8 protein-coding genes and 6 pseudogenes are annotated in these 15,279 nt (G+C 46.2%); 4 read left to right on the top strand and 10 right to left on the bottom strand.

From position 1 onward, the window contains the following. Positions 1-174: 174 nt before the first annotated feature. Positions 175-987: a hypothetical protein gene (locus AC6I7J_RS16360; protein ID WP_498001472.1), complete on the top strand. Its 813-nt coding sequence runs from the start codon at positions 175-177 to the stop codon at positions 985-987. A 302-nt stretch (positions 988-1,289) separates the two neighbouring features. Here AC6I7J_RS16360 and AC6I7J_RS16355 read toward each other — a convergent pair whose 3' ends face one another. From AC6I7J_RS16355 to AC6I7J_RS16330, 6 genes and pseudogenes are all read right to left on the bottom strand, one after another. Next, positions 1,290-2,633, bottom strand: coding sequence for a hypothetical protein (locus tag AC6I7J_RS16355; protein ID WP_498006186.1), 1,344 nt, complete (start codon positions 2,631-2,633; stop codon positions 1,290-1,292). A gap of 566 nt (positions 2,634-3,199) precedes the next feature. Further along, positions 3,200-3,967, bottom strand: a pseudogene (locus AC6I7J_RS16350) (TIGR03747 family integrating conjugative element membrane protein). 25 nt (positions 3,968-3,992) lie between these two features. Then, positions 3,993-4,369: pseudogene (locus AC6I7J_RS16345) on the bottom strand (type IV conjugative transfer system coupling protein TraD); the annotation flags it as partial. A 68-nt stretch (positions 4,370-4,437) separates the two neighbouring features. Continuing rightward, positions 4,438-4,944, bottom strand: a pseudogene (locus tag AC6I7J_RS16340) (integrating conjugative element protein). Beyond that, positions 4,941-5,576, bottom strand: a pseudogene (locus AC6I7J_RS16335) (transglycosylase SLT domain-containing protein). The pseudogenes AC6I7J_RS16340 and AC6I7J_RS16335 overlap by 4 nt, the downstream one beginning before the upstream one ends. Beyond that, positions 5,555-6,270, bottom strand: a pseudogene (locus AC6I7J_RS16330) (TIGR03759 family integrating conjugative element protein). The pseudogenes AC6I7J_RS16335 and AC6I7J_RS16330 overlap by 22 nt, the downstream one beginning before the upstream one ends. Before the next feature lie 107 nt (positions 6,271-6,377). On the opposite strand from AC6I7J_RS16330, the gene AC6I7J_RS16325 reads away from it, so the two are divergent. After that, positions 6,378-8,630 carry a retron Eco8 family effector endonuclease gene (locus tag AC6I7J_RS16325; RefSeq protein WP_498006184.1) on the top strand — a complete coding sequence of 751 codons (2,253 nt, stop codon included), beginning with the start codon at positions 6,378-6,380 and terminating at the stop codon, positions 8,628-8,630. Between the two features lie 120 nt (positions 8,631-8,750). Then, a complete protein-coding gene (locus tag AC6I7J_RS16320) occupies positions 8,751-9,848 on the top strand; it encodes a reverse transcriptase family protein (protein ID WP_498006182.1) in 1,098 nt (365 codons plus the stop codon). A 282-nt stretch (positions 9,849-10,130) separates the two neighbouring features. On the opposite strand, the pseudogene AC6I7J_RS16315 reads toward AC6I7J_RS16320, so the two are convergent. Further along, a pseudogene (locus AC6I7J_RS16315) lies at positions 10,131-10,621 on the bottom strand (DUF3577 domain-containing protein). Between the two features lie 26 nt (positions 10,622-10,647). Here AC6I7J_RS16315 and AC6I7J_RS16310 point away from each other — a divergent pair. Beyond that, positions 10,648-10,905: a hypothetical protein gene (locus AC6I7J_RS16310; RefSeq protein ID WP_498006180.1), complete on the top strand. Its 258-nt coding sequence runs from the start codon at positions 10,648-10,650 to the stop codon at positions 10,903-10,905. A gap of 93 nt (positions 10,906-10,998) precedes the next feature. Here the strand turns inward: AC6I7J_RS16310 and AC6I7J_RS16305 are convergent, their stop codons facing one another. The 3 genes from AC6I7J_RS16305 to celB form a co-directional block, all read right to left on the bottom strand. After that, positions 10,999-13,059, bottom strand: a complete 2,061-nt coding sequence (locus AC6I7J_RS16305) for an FAD-binding oxidoreductase (RefSeq protein ID WP_498006178.1) — start codon at positions 13,057-13,059, stop codon at positions 10,999-11,001. Between the two features lie 14 nt (positions 13,060-13,073). Continuing rightward, positions 13,074-13,688: a glutathione S-transferase family protein gene (locus AC6I7J_RS16300; protein ID WP_309473858.1), complete on the bottom strand. Its 615-nt coding sequence runs from the start codon at positions 13,686-13,688 to the stop codon at positions 13,074-13,076. A 159-nt stretch (positions 13,689-13,847) separates the two neighbouring features. Further along, complete coding sequence (gene celB, locus AC6I7J_RS16295) at positions 13,848-15,203, bottom strand: PTS cellobiose transporter subunit IIC (RefSeq protein ID WP_021507630.1); 1,356 nt, start codon at positions 15,201-15,203, stop codon at positions 13,848-13,850. Positions 15,204-15,279 lie beyond the last annotated feature (76 nt).

Raw genomic sequence — 15,279 nt, 5'->3', positions numbered from 1 at the left:
TGGTGCCTGAGACAAACTTTTATGATTATAATCATTGACTAAAGAACTTAGAAAAGTATACTGTTATACGAACTGGCATCATCGTCTAATTGGTTAAGACACTAGAAACTAAAGAATTTTTGAAATCTGGAAATGCGGGTTCAAGTCCTGACAATGCCATCAAGGTTTAAGAAAATGACTGAGACTAAATATCTTCAATTTATTTTGAATGAAATTGGATATGGTGTGCATAATCTTAATACTATAGCTGTTGCCCTCTCCAATCTGCCTTCTAATTCGATTCAAAATCCAGCTTTAAATATTAAATGGGAACCTAAAAACTTAGAGCAGTCCTGCATTGCTGCACGTAAATTTGCAGTGCGTTCTTCTTTAGTGTTCGCAGTCGAAGCTCTATTCGAATATATGAGTAACATTAGTAGCGATGGCTTGTGGAAGAAAGTTAATTTTGAGTTGGACTTTAAAAATCAACTTTCTGCTAATGACTCAAAAGCGAGAAGATTTAGTGAGTTTTGCAAGGCTATACCTGGAATAGAAAAAGAATGGTATTTGTTAGTTGAGCTTATGTGCCATTGGCGCAACCGAATTGTCCATGCTAGCACTTCAAATGCAGAATTATCTTCTTCCGACAAAAAATTTTTAGAATCAAAACATTCTTTATTATACGATGATTTTTATCATTTTGATGTAAAGAAAGCATTAGAGGACTATGATGCTGACAGAGTTACTCTTAAAGAAGCAACGACACTGATTACCTTTTTAATTAAATGCTGCAGAAAAATAGACGAGTATTATATCTCCTCTATTTCTTGCTTAAGCGACGAAATATATAATGAAATTTTAGATAATGATGCTAAATTTAGTTTGCTGAGAAATCAGATGAGGAGTGGTAAACGCTCTCGCCAAATTAAAAAGTATATTGAAATAAACCTATCTTACCTTACCGAAGAAAAAATAACAGCATTAGCTAATAAATATATAGAGGAGTAATTTTTCTGGAAGTGATTATTAATTCTGGTTGTTGAGTTCTTTAAATTATTTATTAATTAAAACTCACTTCCCCTCACAATAAAAAATAGAGACTCTAGTCCAGTTTTGAGAGGAGATTAATACCTCGAATAAATCTAACCCATGCTTTTCTACAGGCGTTTTAATCCATTAAAAGCTAATTGCATTGTAGAGATTATTAGTTCACAGAGAAAATTGCCCAGCATACAGGCGGATCCAGCCAAAAACGAAAATAATTGAACAGAGCACTATTGCGAGCATGGAGGAAATTTAAAAAAGTTAATTCAATTAGATTCATCATGGTTTTTAAGATCATATTTATAAGCAGCCAATTGAAAAGGACAGTTATTACTAGTCGCATCAACTTTTGGATGATTATGCGGCGCGGTTAAACAATGGTTTTTATTTTTTGTTTTGTTCATGTTTTCACAATAGTTAAAGGCAGGGCATGCGTATTCTTTCTCTACATTAGAGACACTATATCCATTAATATTTTTCGCTGCTAAAAATACTGAGCATTGAAATGTCATAAATTCTTTTTCTTGATTGAACACTGAGTTTTCACCTATTACTATCTTTTGGTAACCTATAGATAATTCTCTGCTTTGGTCATCGACGTAAATAATACAACCGCCGAAACGTTCAATAAATTGGACTAGCTCATCCTTATAATTGTTTTCGGTAATGCGATCTAAGAAGTCTAGTTCAAAGAAGGGATTTTCAACTCGCATGCTAAGATTCTTTTCTATTGAAGAATTTATTAATTTAAACACATCACCCAAAAAAGGGTCTTCATAAGGAAATCCATTATCTAACGTCTCTTTGGAAAGAGTAATCCATTCTTTATTTGAATTGATGAAGATACGTGCATGTTCTTCACAAACCTCTCTTACTATTTGATCTGGAATTTCAGGATTATTAAAGTGAGAAGACAACATTACAAACATTTGATGTGGGTAGGAATGCTGCATAGATGTGAGCAATAGTATTAAAAGGCGATAATCACTGCATTGTGGGTTAAAGAATTTTACAATGCTCTCTCCTGTCTTATATGGTATAGAATCTGCAATGGAAAAATCATCAGAATAGTTTATTTTTTCGCAAAATAAACGTTCAAGCACATCGGCACAGCTTTCATAAAACTCGCCAATTCCAAACATAAATTCAAATTCAGAATCGTTGTGTATGTATGAAACGGCAACTGGGTCACTATTATAATTTTGCCCCTCAATAACTTCGATGTTATGGATTTTTATAACTTCCAAAAGGTTACGCTTCTGAATTTTTTTATTTTTATTTAGCGGGTATGTGTTCAGGATAGTGACGGCGTTTGTATTGGATGTTTTACTCTCTTCATCCTTAGAGTCATAATTGTAACTTCTTCCATTATGCCAAATTGATGTAATTAAGTTGAAAAACTGATATCCAATGACTGAAGATGTATTTTGTAACTTGTGACAAAACTCATGAAATAGCGTTGTGCAATCTCGTGGGTTGAATGAGTCAATACCTGCATCTGTTGTCATGGCAGTGCTCTGAGTCTTATTAATTTTTATAGCTAATGCCGATGGATTGTATGATCCTAATGTAGCATTTAGATAATCCGTTGGTATAATTTCATTTTTCATCAAGATGATTTCCGTGTTAATTAGTTTTAGTTTAATTCTAACTCATCAGTCGTCTATAAAAAATCGAGGAGTTGAAAAAACATTCAAAAAAGATAATTATTGAGAGTGATCTTAGTGTTAATTAGCATGAGATTGAATATCTAACCTTTTCGCATCTTTTACTTTCTCTACAAACTAATAATTAAATAATTTGCAACGGTATACAACTTCAGCGCTACTTGGTTTGAAAGATTACAGTTTTTATCCCAAAAAATCGATTATTGCCAGCCATACACGAGGCACGTTCTCATGACAACACGGCATATTGCACATACCAACTCCGTTGACCTATTGCCTGTTCATTAACACATCGACAATGCTAGTAATGTACTTTATCAGTAGCAACTAATAGCTACATCCATCCTTCGCTTTATGCCGTTATCCGCTTTGGTTACAATTGGCTTTGGCTGCTGTAGCATCAAAAAATATTATTTTTTATGAATTGAATATGAATCTGCCGCGCCACTCTCGCGGCTTGCCTGCTGATGACAGCGCACAAAGTCGAGCTTTGCACGCTGTCGTCCAGCTTACAAATACTTTTTGAATGAAGCAGTTAATATCGCTAGCGCCATTCCCAGTATCAGCGCAGCAGGCAGCAGGCAGCAGAAGCAGGTTCGGGTACACAGCCGATGGCCACGACAAATACACCATGCAGGGCACATAGAAGGCGGGTTTAACGAAACGTTTGGCGTGGTGATAAACAAAGCTGGATTCATATGCCGCGCCATAACGCCGCAGGTCTCGCCGTCTCAGACCATCAACCACCGAGACCAACACCACCATCAGAAACAGCGGTATTGAAAGCACCAGAATCATCACGCGAATCAGCGTCACAAAAGCAACATAAACTGTAACCAGCAGATATTCCTGCAGTGCCGATGCCAGCCAGCGGCTACCGGTGCTCAATCCAGCTGCCACCGCATTCCACAGTTTTCCATCGCCTGATTTTGCAGTGCGCTCCATCCCTGCAGGCCGCTATCGACAACCAGCCACTGATAAATCTGAGTTATCCAAGCCGTAACCGTTACCGTGGGCTGTGACAGCAGCAGGCTGCGCGTAAACTCAGTGGATAGATAGCCGCTCTCGATTTGCATCACTTGCTGACTATGCGCCGCGCCTTGTTCTGGCCAGAAGAAAGCAATGTCGACGTACTCCATTACCAGGTTGAAAAGCAACGACGCCAGCAACATGCCGATCAGCTTTCATGGCCATCCCCATAGCAGACTTAACAAAAAGCCATGCTCTTTGGGCTGCTGAACGCGAGCTGGAGGTGCTGAAGTGTTTGGCGGTGTCATCATCACCTCCCGGCGGTTCTATACCAGCAGCACCAGACCACCAGGCTTCACTAGTGCGGTAATTGCGTCGCATCTCAGCAGCGATCCTCTGCAAGCTTTCTGGCATCAAATCGGTTTATGCGCAGCAAGCAGCGGCCTACGAGTCTTCCACAGCTGACCACCTTCTAACAGTGCGAAAGCCTGGCCTTTGGGCAGGTTGATGGTGTCAGCGGGAGTAAGTATCGGTGTTTTCACCATGCTCACACGATCCTGCGTGTTTGAAATGAATTCAGAGACTTGCTCCCGGCTGGTGATATCGGTGTAACCCGAAACCAGCGTTTTGGAATACACATCCACTTCAGGCAGTTGGCTGGTTAGCAGTTCGGCGGTGCGGTTCTCACGCACGCGCAGCAGTGCCAGAGAAAGGATGAAGAACAGTGGAAGCAGCATCAGCGCTGCATGGGGCACTCCATGCAATCCGGCGAATCCCATCACTGAGCTGATACCTGCTGGCTCCTTAAATGCTCGGTGATCAGAACCGGGTAATATTCCAACTTGAGGCGGCGCGCCAGATCGCTACCTGATACCGATGCGAGCTACAGATTGGGCGCTATCTGACGAAACTGCTTTAATGACGCTGAGCTGCTAACGTTCACCACCATTCCAACCGCACCGCGACGGGTTAGTAGTTCAGCATTGCGTGATAGCCATTCCTGCGATTGACCATCGTCACCAATAAGAAACAGCGCCCCAATACCCGGCAACCCCGACGCGCGTGGTTCAACCATGCCGGGAGTGAGTTCAGGTGTTGCCACTGGCAACACTGAACCTTCAATGTAGTCAGGAAAATTTAATTACTCTTGCGGCTGAGGCTCAGCGTTGATTCCTTCATATAACGGCGCTGTCGATTTGCCGCCGAGATCAGCGATAACGTTGAGTTCCGCATATGAGAGAAATGGCCACGCGGCGATCGCGCCAGCCAGCATCAATTTATTCATTGCTGCCTCCGGGGTTCTGTCCAGATGATTTTGGTTGTTGGTGTTTGGTTACTCGCAAGATTGGCAGGAGCCTGAGTTGCGATTGGGCAAGGTTGAGCTGGAGAGAGTGAAGCCAGCTTTTGGCTGGCAATCTGCCGATAGCGCGCTGCAGGTTTACCGCCAGCCGGATGGTGATAGCAGCCAGCAGCTTTCAACCAACTGCCGGGGCTGCGTTCCCAACACTCGCGAAGAATGCTCGCCGCTGCGTTCAGGTTGATATACGGATCAAACGCATCCCATGTTGAGTTGAAGCGATGGCCATTCCAGCCGAGATTGACCTGCGCGATGCCGACATCGATTCTCTGTAGCGGATGAATTTTCATAAACTGCTGCAGCGCCTGCCTGGCAGCGTGTCGGCTTTCATAGCGATAGCCTTTACCCGCAACGTTGATAGTCCAGAGCCACGGGCGTGTGCCGTGTGGTAGTTGGCGCGATGATTCAGCCAGTGCCAGCAAATAAAGTTATTCAGCTGGAACACCGTGCTGCAGCGCGACTTTCTGATAACCCGAGGGCACGCTTTGCATGTTGGTTGTCGCCACAGAGCTGGCGGCACTCAACAACAAAGCGGCGGTTAGAACGCTGCGATATGCCATCCGCTTTCCCCTGCTGGAGAAGAACCGGCATGATGCCGTTTCCGTAGCGCATCCAGCGGCCTGCATCGTGGTTCAGGGTGATACGGCGCTCGCGAACCTGTTCGGCGGGAATGCGGTGTTGCTGAGCCCAGTTGCGGAGTTTCTGATCGCTGCCTTCGCTATCTACGAGGTAGATATCAACGGGACGTTTATCGCCGAGAACGGCGGAAAGTCGGGCGTCGCAGCGCTGGCAATCTGCTTCGCGAACAAACAGCGCGAGTCGGCCACCTGAATCATGCGCGATACCTGCGGCATTACCCATGTTGACGGGCAGGATGTTGGGCATCAAGCGCTTCCAGGCCTCATCAACTTCGCGCTGGAATTTGAGCTCTTTTTCGGTGCGCTCGTATTCTTGTTTTACCCAGAGTTCTGCGTAGTGGCGACGTTTGGCATCATCTTCCTCTTCAATACCAAGAGTGCTAATAGGATCTTGTCCGGGGGATATCACACCTCGGATACCTGCTTTTAAAGAAATGTACTTGCTATATTCTTCTTCAGAAATCCAATAATCAGAAATATTACTCTTTAAATCTTTTGTTCTTTCTGGTTTATCATCTGACGTAAGAGATCTGGATGAAATTTCATCTGCCTTAGAGGTGTTTATAAACACTATAAAAAAAGCAAGAATGAAGACTTGTAAGTTTTTCTTATGCATACAATAATCTCACATTATGTTCATGCTCCTTATTTGAGTTGATGCATGTTTGTTCTTAAACATTAAAATCTTTATCAAAATGACAAAAAGATCTAAGGATGGTGGAAATGAGCTTACAAAGCATTAGGATCAAAAATTTACTATCATTTGATGATGTGACGATAAATTCTTTAGAGGATATAAATTGCATTATTGGAATGAATAATGCTGGCAAGTCTAATCTAATGAAGATGATAAGATATTTTTATGATAAATTAGATGATGTAAAAGTTCTGCCTCCTGACTTTCACTCCAATTATACGCCATCAGGTTCAATTACACTGACTTACGATGTTACTAGGATAAAAAAAATCGTAATGAATTCTAATAATAATGGGCGGTTCCATAAGCATATATATAATACATTATTTAAACCGCAGTCATTTATTAGAAGGCCGCCTAAGTTTGTATTCCCGTTATTCTTCCAAAGAAAAAGCACTTATAGCATTACTCTAACTGTTTCGAAAGATGATTCTATAACTTGGTCGATAAAAGATGCCAAGGCTCGCAAACTTATAAAAACCCTATTCCCATTTTTTCACATTGAAACAAGACACATTGACCTATATGACTGGAATAGCATTTGGAAAATGGTCAGCAGTATAAATTCTTTTAACTTTTCGGAAATAAAAAGGGATGATCTGCTGGATTTTCTCGATGAGAAGATTTCCACGAAGCGTGGAAACTATAGAAGATACATTGAAAGAGTAGAAGATGTAATAAGCACTAAACCTTACAATTATAAAGAAAAAGTAGTTAACTATCTCAAGATCGTTTTAGAAGGTGATATTTTCACTAATAAAGGGGAGGATTTGAGCATTCAATCTGATGGTACAAACTCTCATAAATATCTCGAAGTTATACTTGGTTTACTGATATCACTGACCAGAACAGAATTTATTACACCTATTATATATATTGATGAACCTGAAATTGGTCTACATCCTAAACTCAGTGAGAGTTTTATTGAAAATCTCAGCTTAACATATAAAAAATATGACAAAACCTCAACTGAAGTTGAACCTAATAAATATTCAACACCTTACCCGACTCTGTTATTCAGCACTCACTCTCCAAGTTTGTTAAAACTTACTTTAAAATCATTTCTGAATAGTCAGCAGGTTTTGCACTTTTCTAAAAGTAGTGATGGTGCGACGCTAGTAGCTAAGCTAAATTCTAAATATGACGATCCTAGATTTATAAACATGATAAGCGATAATGAGGCTCGTCTTTTTTTTAGTGAATATATTCTATTTGTTGAAGGTTCTACTGAAGTAGAGCTTTTTAGAAACTATAATCTGCAACAGCAATTCCCAGCACTCAAGAGATTGGATGTATATGATTGTGATGAAGTAATGCTGAAGAATATAAACCCAGGATACTCAAATGCGGCCATTCCTTATTTGGTGGTGAAAGATATTGACCAAATAGCGGTGGTTGACTTCGTTAATGAAAAGTTCAACTTCAACTCAAAAGGCAAGTCTATAGTTAGCAAGGCAATTAAAAAGAACCGGCTAGACTATTTTTCAAGGCGCAGGGATCCATATTTTGATGCTGCCAAATTTCTTGTTAATCAGGATGGAAGAAAAGTGACTTTTAGCGATAACGGTCTTAAGTTCAAAAACTTTAGTATTGCCAGGGTCATTAATGGGATAAATACTTTATCATCTAGGGATAATATTTTTTATACATCAACAACTATCGAAGGTTCACTAATTAATGAGTTTTCTTTAGAAGTTTTTTCATTATGGGTTAAAAGTATAGTAATGAAAGAACTAAATGTTAATAATGAAAACCCTTCAAAAATGATTGATGCATTATTACGTAGGTTTAGTATTGACACCCAATTCAAACAGCTTTTTCCAAAGCTATTCTCAAAATGTAGAAAAAACAACTCCTTATCGTTAAGACATGAAAGGTTATTAAAGATCATAAAATTAAGGTACTTCAGGGAGTTAATTAGTGAATTTGAAAGTAAAATCCCAAACATGAAGGATCAGTTGGCAGTAATTCGCCTTGCCTTTTACGGCAAAACTGAAACTCTTGTGAGCATCGAAATGCATTATAAAATCGATGAAAAGCCAATAGATAAAGAAATCTTAGATTACATTAAAGAAATCAAGTCAGCAGAATTTTCATTTTTAACCCCATATATGGGTAAAACCTCTGGTTGGGTGACAAGTTTTATAGATTTTAGCTTACAATATTATGAAATCTTGGGAAAAGAGGATGTTGGTAAAAAATTCCGCTTGGCATTCCCAGAACTATCATATATTATCGATCATGCTTCTTCTTCGATAGAAGCTGGAGGACTCAAATGAGTTGACGTTCGTCGTCACTTGCTCCAGCAAACACTAGCTCGGGTTACTTGGCGTCCGCCAGGCCGCTTTAAGCCTCACGGGGTGTAAAGATGTTATTGGTATCGAAGAGGAAGCTTTTTCATGAAACAAAACATAACGAAAATTAATAGCGATTTTTATAAGAACTTCTATTTAAGAGAAACATTCTCCGATGATATTATTATCACTCGTGGAGTACCAGTGATAACCAATGATGATTACAAATGTATTACAGCTAATGACAGAGTTTTCTTCTCCTTAAAAAACTCATCTCCTCATAAAAGAATTCAAGAAAGGCTAATTAAAAACTTCCTGCAAAAAATCCCTCTGAATTCATCTGCTATTGCATACCGTAAGAAACTTAGCTACCTACATTACTTAGAACCCCACGTTTATGGTGAAAACTTTTGCAGACTTGACTTAAGTAATTTTTTTCACAAAATTGATTACGACTTCGCAAAAGAATGTTTCAAATATTATTTTTCTGATGAATATTTAGTAAGCAATAAGCTTAAGTTAATTGATGCATTTTTGAATAGCATCACAGTTGAAACTGAAATTAATGGTGTGCCAAAGAAGTTTTTCCCAATGGGATTTCCTACCTCACCATTCATTTCAAATATTATTTTCAGGAAGCTGGATATTTTAATTAAGAATTTTTGTGACAAACGTGGTGTCTCATATACCCGGTATGCTGATGACATGCTTTTCTCAAGTACGGGTAAAGATAAGCTTCTTGGTAGTGATTATTTTGATAATGAAATAGCATCAATTGTTCGGTTGGCAGGATTATCGATAAATAACAGCAAGAAGGTATACAAAAAAAACATCATTTCCCTTAATGGATACATAATCGAAAATAAAGATGGTGCAGGTGAACGAGGCAGTTTAAGGATATCTAATGATAAAACATATTTAATCAGAAAGGCATTGTATAAGTATAAGAAAGGCCATACCAAAGAAAATATATGCAAAAAGGTTTTTTCTGTTAAACCACCAAAGGTTAAGTACAAAAGAAAAGCCCGTGAATTTGTGCAGTCTTATTATGACTCTCAATTTTTCAATAAGCTTGCTGGATATCGTTCATATCTGATATCTTTTGTGAAGTTTAATGAGAAATTTGACTGCATTGATAAAAAGGAAATAGAGAAGTACTCTGCTATTATTGATGAAATATCTACAGTCTTGCTAAGTAAATAGCATAAGATCAAAGTGAGGGCTCTGAAAAGGGCCTGGAATTTAATTTTAACCCAGCTTAATTAAAGCAATTTAATAAAGCGCAACCTAATGTTAACTCGTTGAATATTAAGTTAAATTAAGTTTGGATGGTATTTATCTATCAGTTAGCGCTGATACAAGTCTTATGTAATTGCTAAGATTTAATTATACAGGCTATAAACTCTTCTAAGCTTCATCTTTACTTTGATATTAACGGCATGTCATTTTTATAAAAAGCACCTCTAGTATAAGAGGTGCTGGAAATTAAGATGCATTTTTTGCGTATTCTAACTTATGGTTTTGCTGAATCGGAGGAGTTGACTCAGTACGTTCAGCCTTATAAACCATCGCCGGACCAATCTTGATCCAGTCAACCTTAATCAGTCTGGCTTTCAAGCTAACCCGCTGTTCACCCGCATGATCATCTTTGTTGAGCGTGAAAATTTCAGACGTCAGGTTGCTGAAGGTACACCCAGGCAGCAATTTCTGATCCTCGTCTACGGCTATCTGGCTGCGGCTTATAAGGTCCGTTGCTTCCTAACCGGCGACAGTGGCATCAAAGCGCACATAGGTAGGGTTGTCAGTGGGGCCGCTCAGCGCATTAATCACTACGCTAAGGAAGCCACCATTCAGGGTTTCAATTCTGCGAATGTTGCTCAGATAACCCAGGCCTTGATGTTGAGAGTGAAGTATTCAGCTTTGGTAGATGTCGTATAGGCGTTGTTTGCAGCGTTATTGATAGTGGTAGCAGTCATGATGTTTACTCCAGTAGTGGGAAATAGTGACGGAGAAACATTCATCCCTGACGGATAAATGCTTTCCGTCAGGAAGCGCGGATAGCTATGCCGCGCTGGCTGGTCAGTATAAAGAACCTCATTACACAGGTGATATCCGCATTAAGAGGTTGAGCGGATCGACCACTGCAAAAGCAGCACTTCTCTCAGGTCATGAAGTTTTAGATGGCAACTGCGTAAGCGTTTCTCTCAGGCTGCTGAAACATTGGCTGGTTGTTGAGACTGACCTGCTCCCCTTTGATTAATACGCTGTGATGTTAGTAATGTTTTCAATTTCACCCTGACCCCGAATATGATCCATGCATAACCATGAATAACCGGCTTGCCGGGCACTCACCTCACAACGCCAGCTGCACCGCCGCGTCCCCGTCTTCGACTTGCGCCGGCACCGCGCAGCAGATCAGCACTTCATCCTGCGCCAGCGTGATGCCTGGCCGGGTGGTGTAAGTCACCGCACCTTTCACCAGTTTTGTCTTACAGCTGCCGCAATGTCCGGCGCGACAGCTGTAGGCCGGGCTCAGGCCGCGCGCTTCGGCCAGCTCCAGCAGCGTGCCGGACTGCGGTGTCCAGCGCGCTTCTTTCAGCGATTCAGTAAACACCACCGGCACCGCTTCGGTCGCCACCGGCGGCAGCGCGGCGGGCTCTGGCACATTCTCCTGCTGACGCTGCAGCGACGACGGACCAAACGCTTCAGCGTGAATACGCGCGTCGGCAATATTCAGGCCGCGCAGTCCGTCATACATCGCCTGGGTAAATGACGGCGGACCGCACAGATAGAAATCGTAATCGTTGAACGGCAGCACCTGCGACAGCAGCGCCATATCGATGCGTCCGGCAACGTCGTAATCCACGCCCGCTTCGGCTTCGCCCGGCTGGCTGAGCACCCGCACCAGTTTCAACGCACCTTCGCTGGCTGCCAGCAGCGCATCGATCTCACGCGCAAACGGGCGTTCGGCGACGTTACGCGCCGACTGCAGCAAATACACCGGGCGCATCCGGCGTTTGCGTCGGCCTTCATAGATCAGGTGACGCAGCATCGCCAGCAGCGGCGTGATGCCGACGCCCGCTGCCAGCAGCACCGCTGGCCGCGTTTCGTGTGCATCAATAGTGAAATCACCGGCCGGTGCGCGCACCTCCAGCCGATCGCCGACGCGCAGGGCATCGTGCAGATACTGCGACACGGCGCCTTCACGCTTCACGCTGATGCGGTAATAACCATCCGACGGCGCAACTGACAGCGTGTATTGCCGAATCAGTGGCTTAGCGCTGCCCGGCAGCGTCAGGCGGATCGGCAGATGCTGGCCTGCCAGATGCGGCAGCACGCCAGCGCCATCATCCGGCATAAGATGAAACGAGCGAATCTGCGCGCTCTCATCGACGATCTGCGTGATGCGGAATGGTCGCCACTGCGCCGCCAGCTGCTGTGCCTGCAGGCGTTCGCTGGCGGACGGCCAGTCGCCGGTCATCAGCGAGGCGGGCGATACGCCGTCTGGTTGATCGGTCCAGCGCAGGGCGAGGGCAGCGCGCCGGCGCACGATGCGGCGCGCGCTAAAGCGCCACAGGCGCTCGGCGCCCTGAAAGGCCGCGATTTCGGCGGAATCGGTTATCACCGTGGCATCGCCGCTCATTTGCAATACATCGCCGCTGGCGTAGTCGATAAACAGCAGCCCGGCCTTGCCGTTGAGCACGATATTGCCGAGGGTGGAGAAGAACAGGTTGCCGTTGAAGTCCGGAATGGTCAGTACATCATCGGCAGCGATGCGCACAAAACCGGCTTTGCCGCCGCGATGCGAAACGTCCACCTGCCGGCGCGCCTGGTCGGCATAGGTGGTGACATAAAACGTATCTGCCTGCCGGATGGCGGCGCGCGCGGCGTCATCCAGCGCGCTGAGCGTCTCAACCTCGCCCTGATAAGCCCTGCCGGGCGCATGGTCGAAGCGGAAATCGCGCAGCTGAATATAGCGCGGGCAGTTGCCGAAGCTCTGGTCAACCTGCACGCGCAGGCCGCCGCCAATCGCCGTGAGCACGCCGTTCATGCGGTTGCGCCGCCGCGTGTGCAGCTCGATGCCGAGCAGGCCCACCGGCGCGCCATCGGTCATCCCGCCGGCCGCCGGATCGCTGGCGTCAGGGCGGGCCGCGATATCCAGCGTGGTGGCGTTGGGCGAGAAGATAAAACCGGGCTGGCCTTCCAGCAGCGTGGCCCAGGCATCACCCTGTGCATCAACGCTGCCGGCAACGATAAACGGCAGTTGCGCGTAAAAGTCACGATGCTGATCGGGCATGTAATCGCGAATCACGCGCTGCCCGACATCGGCCATACGTTCCGCTACGCCCGCCTGCTGCTGCAGCGCAATTTCGCCGTCATGCCATACCGGCAGCGTAATCAGTTTCTCGCCCATGATGCTGGCTCCTGTCAGGCGCGCAGGCCGGCGGCGGTCTGCGGAAAAGGCACAAAGCCGGGTAGCGCTTCAATCCGACGCAGCAGCTGGTTCACCGCAGGGTAACCGGACATCTCGACATTGCCTTCGGGGGCACCGGCCAGGTAGCTATATAAAGCGATGTCAGCAATGGTGGGATGGTCGCCCACCAGCCACTCACGCTGGCTGAGATGGCTTTCCAGCCGTGAAAGAATCAGATGCGCGCGCGCCAGCACCTCTTCAGCATTAAATTTGGCACCAAACACGGTAATCAGGCGCGCCGCCGCCGGACCGTAAGCCAGTTCACCGGCCGCCACTGACAGCCAGCGCTGCACCTGGGCTGCGCCCAGCGCATCTTCCGGCAGCCAGTCGCTGCGGTTAAATTTCTTCGCCAGGTATACCAGAATGGCGTTGGAATCCGCGATGTAAACGCCATCGTCTTCCAGCACCGGCACCTGACCGAATGGGTTGATGGCGAGAAATGCCGGGGTTTTATGTTCGCCGCCAGGCAGGTCAACTTCGACCGTTTCATGCGCTATGCCGAACAGTGACAGCGCCAGCAGTGCGCGGTGAGCGTGGCCGGAGAGCGCTAAATTGTACAGTTTCATCATGCGATTCCTCAGGTAGTGGCCGGGGTGATCCCGAGCCGTGGCCTAAGGTTCGCACAGCCGTATTGCTGGCAGAATAGCCAGATCTGCGAAGTCATTATTGCAAAAAGTGGAAGGATGCGGCCGGGTGCGCAGCAGGGCGCACCCGGCAGAGGAAGTGGTTCAGGAAGGTACGACGGCACTGCCGCTGGCGGCCTGCGCCTGCTGTTCGTTCTGCTGCTCTTCGCGCAGTTTCAGGCGATCCCACACGCGGAAAAACGGATAGTAGACCACCAGCGAAATCGTCAGGTTGACCACCTGCAACACCGTGCCGGAAATATGGCCGCCGGTGGCGAGATAGCCGCTGACGAAGATTGGCGTGGTGAAGGGCAGGGCGATGCCGGCCGGCGGCGCCACCAGACCGCTGCTCATTGCCGCCCATGAAACAATCACCAGCAGCACCGGCGTCAGGATAAACGGCAGGAACAGGTACGGGTTCATCACCAGCGGAATACCGAACACCAGTGGCTCGCTGATGTTGAACAGCGCCGCCGGCGCGGCGATTTTCCCCAGCTGTTTCATCTGGCGGCTGCGCGCGCGGATCAGCATAAAGATCACCAGCCCAAGCAGCGCGCCGGTGCCGCCGGGCGCAATCCATAAATCGTAAAACTGCTGGGTAAAGATGTGCGGAATCGGCTGGTTATGCTGAAAGGCTTCGAGGTTTTCACTCATGTTCGACAGCCATACCGGCTGAATGAACACCAGCACGATGGCATCGCCGTGCAGGCCGAGCGTCCACAGAATGCCAATCAGCAGCACCGAGAAAATCATCCCCGGCAGCGTGCCGCCGACGTGGTGCATCGGCAGACCAATCACCGTGGCGATCAGGTTGTTGATGTCGTGGAACGGTGAGGCTTCAACGGCCAGGCGCAGCAGCAGTACCACGGCCAGCACGCAGAAGCCGGGAACCAGCGCGAGGAACGATTTCGCCACCGCCGGCGGCACGCCTTCCGGCATCTTGATCACCAGGTTACGGCTGTGCACAAAGCGGTAGATTTCGGTGGAGAGCAGCGCAATCACGATCGCCACGAACAGGCCCTGACTGCCGATCAGCGAAATCGGCAGCACGCCGGTGACCAGCTGCGCGGGCGCGCCTTCAACCGGGGCGAACAGCGTCTGCTGCGGAATGGTCATCACAAACGCCACCAGCGCCATCGCGCCGCTGGTCAGCGGATCGAGCGTGCGGTATTTCTCCGCCAGCCGGTAGGCGATGCCGAAGCTGGAGATCAGCGCCATGATGTCGTAGGTGGCACGCACCGGATAGAGCAGTTTATTGCGCCAGCTGTCGCCGAACAGGTCCGCCATCAGATGGCCCCAGGCCGGGATCGGCAGGTAGGCGAAGATCAGAAAAAAGCTGCCGATCAGCATGAACGGCATGTTGAGAATGATGCCGTCCCGCACGGACAGCACATGCTTCTGCCCGGCCACCTTGAGCGCGGCGGGCAGCACATAACGTTCGATGATATTACGGTTGGACATAGGGCCTCCTCGGGCACAATGGCGCAACAAATTAACAGGTCAATGCGTGTCATTTCGGCGCGGCGCAATTTATTGC

The organism is Type-C symbiont of Plautia stali (genome assembly GCF_059730935.1).
This window is presented reverse-complemented; position numbering and strand designations above follow the sequence as displayed.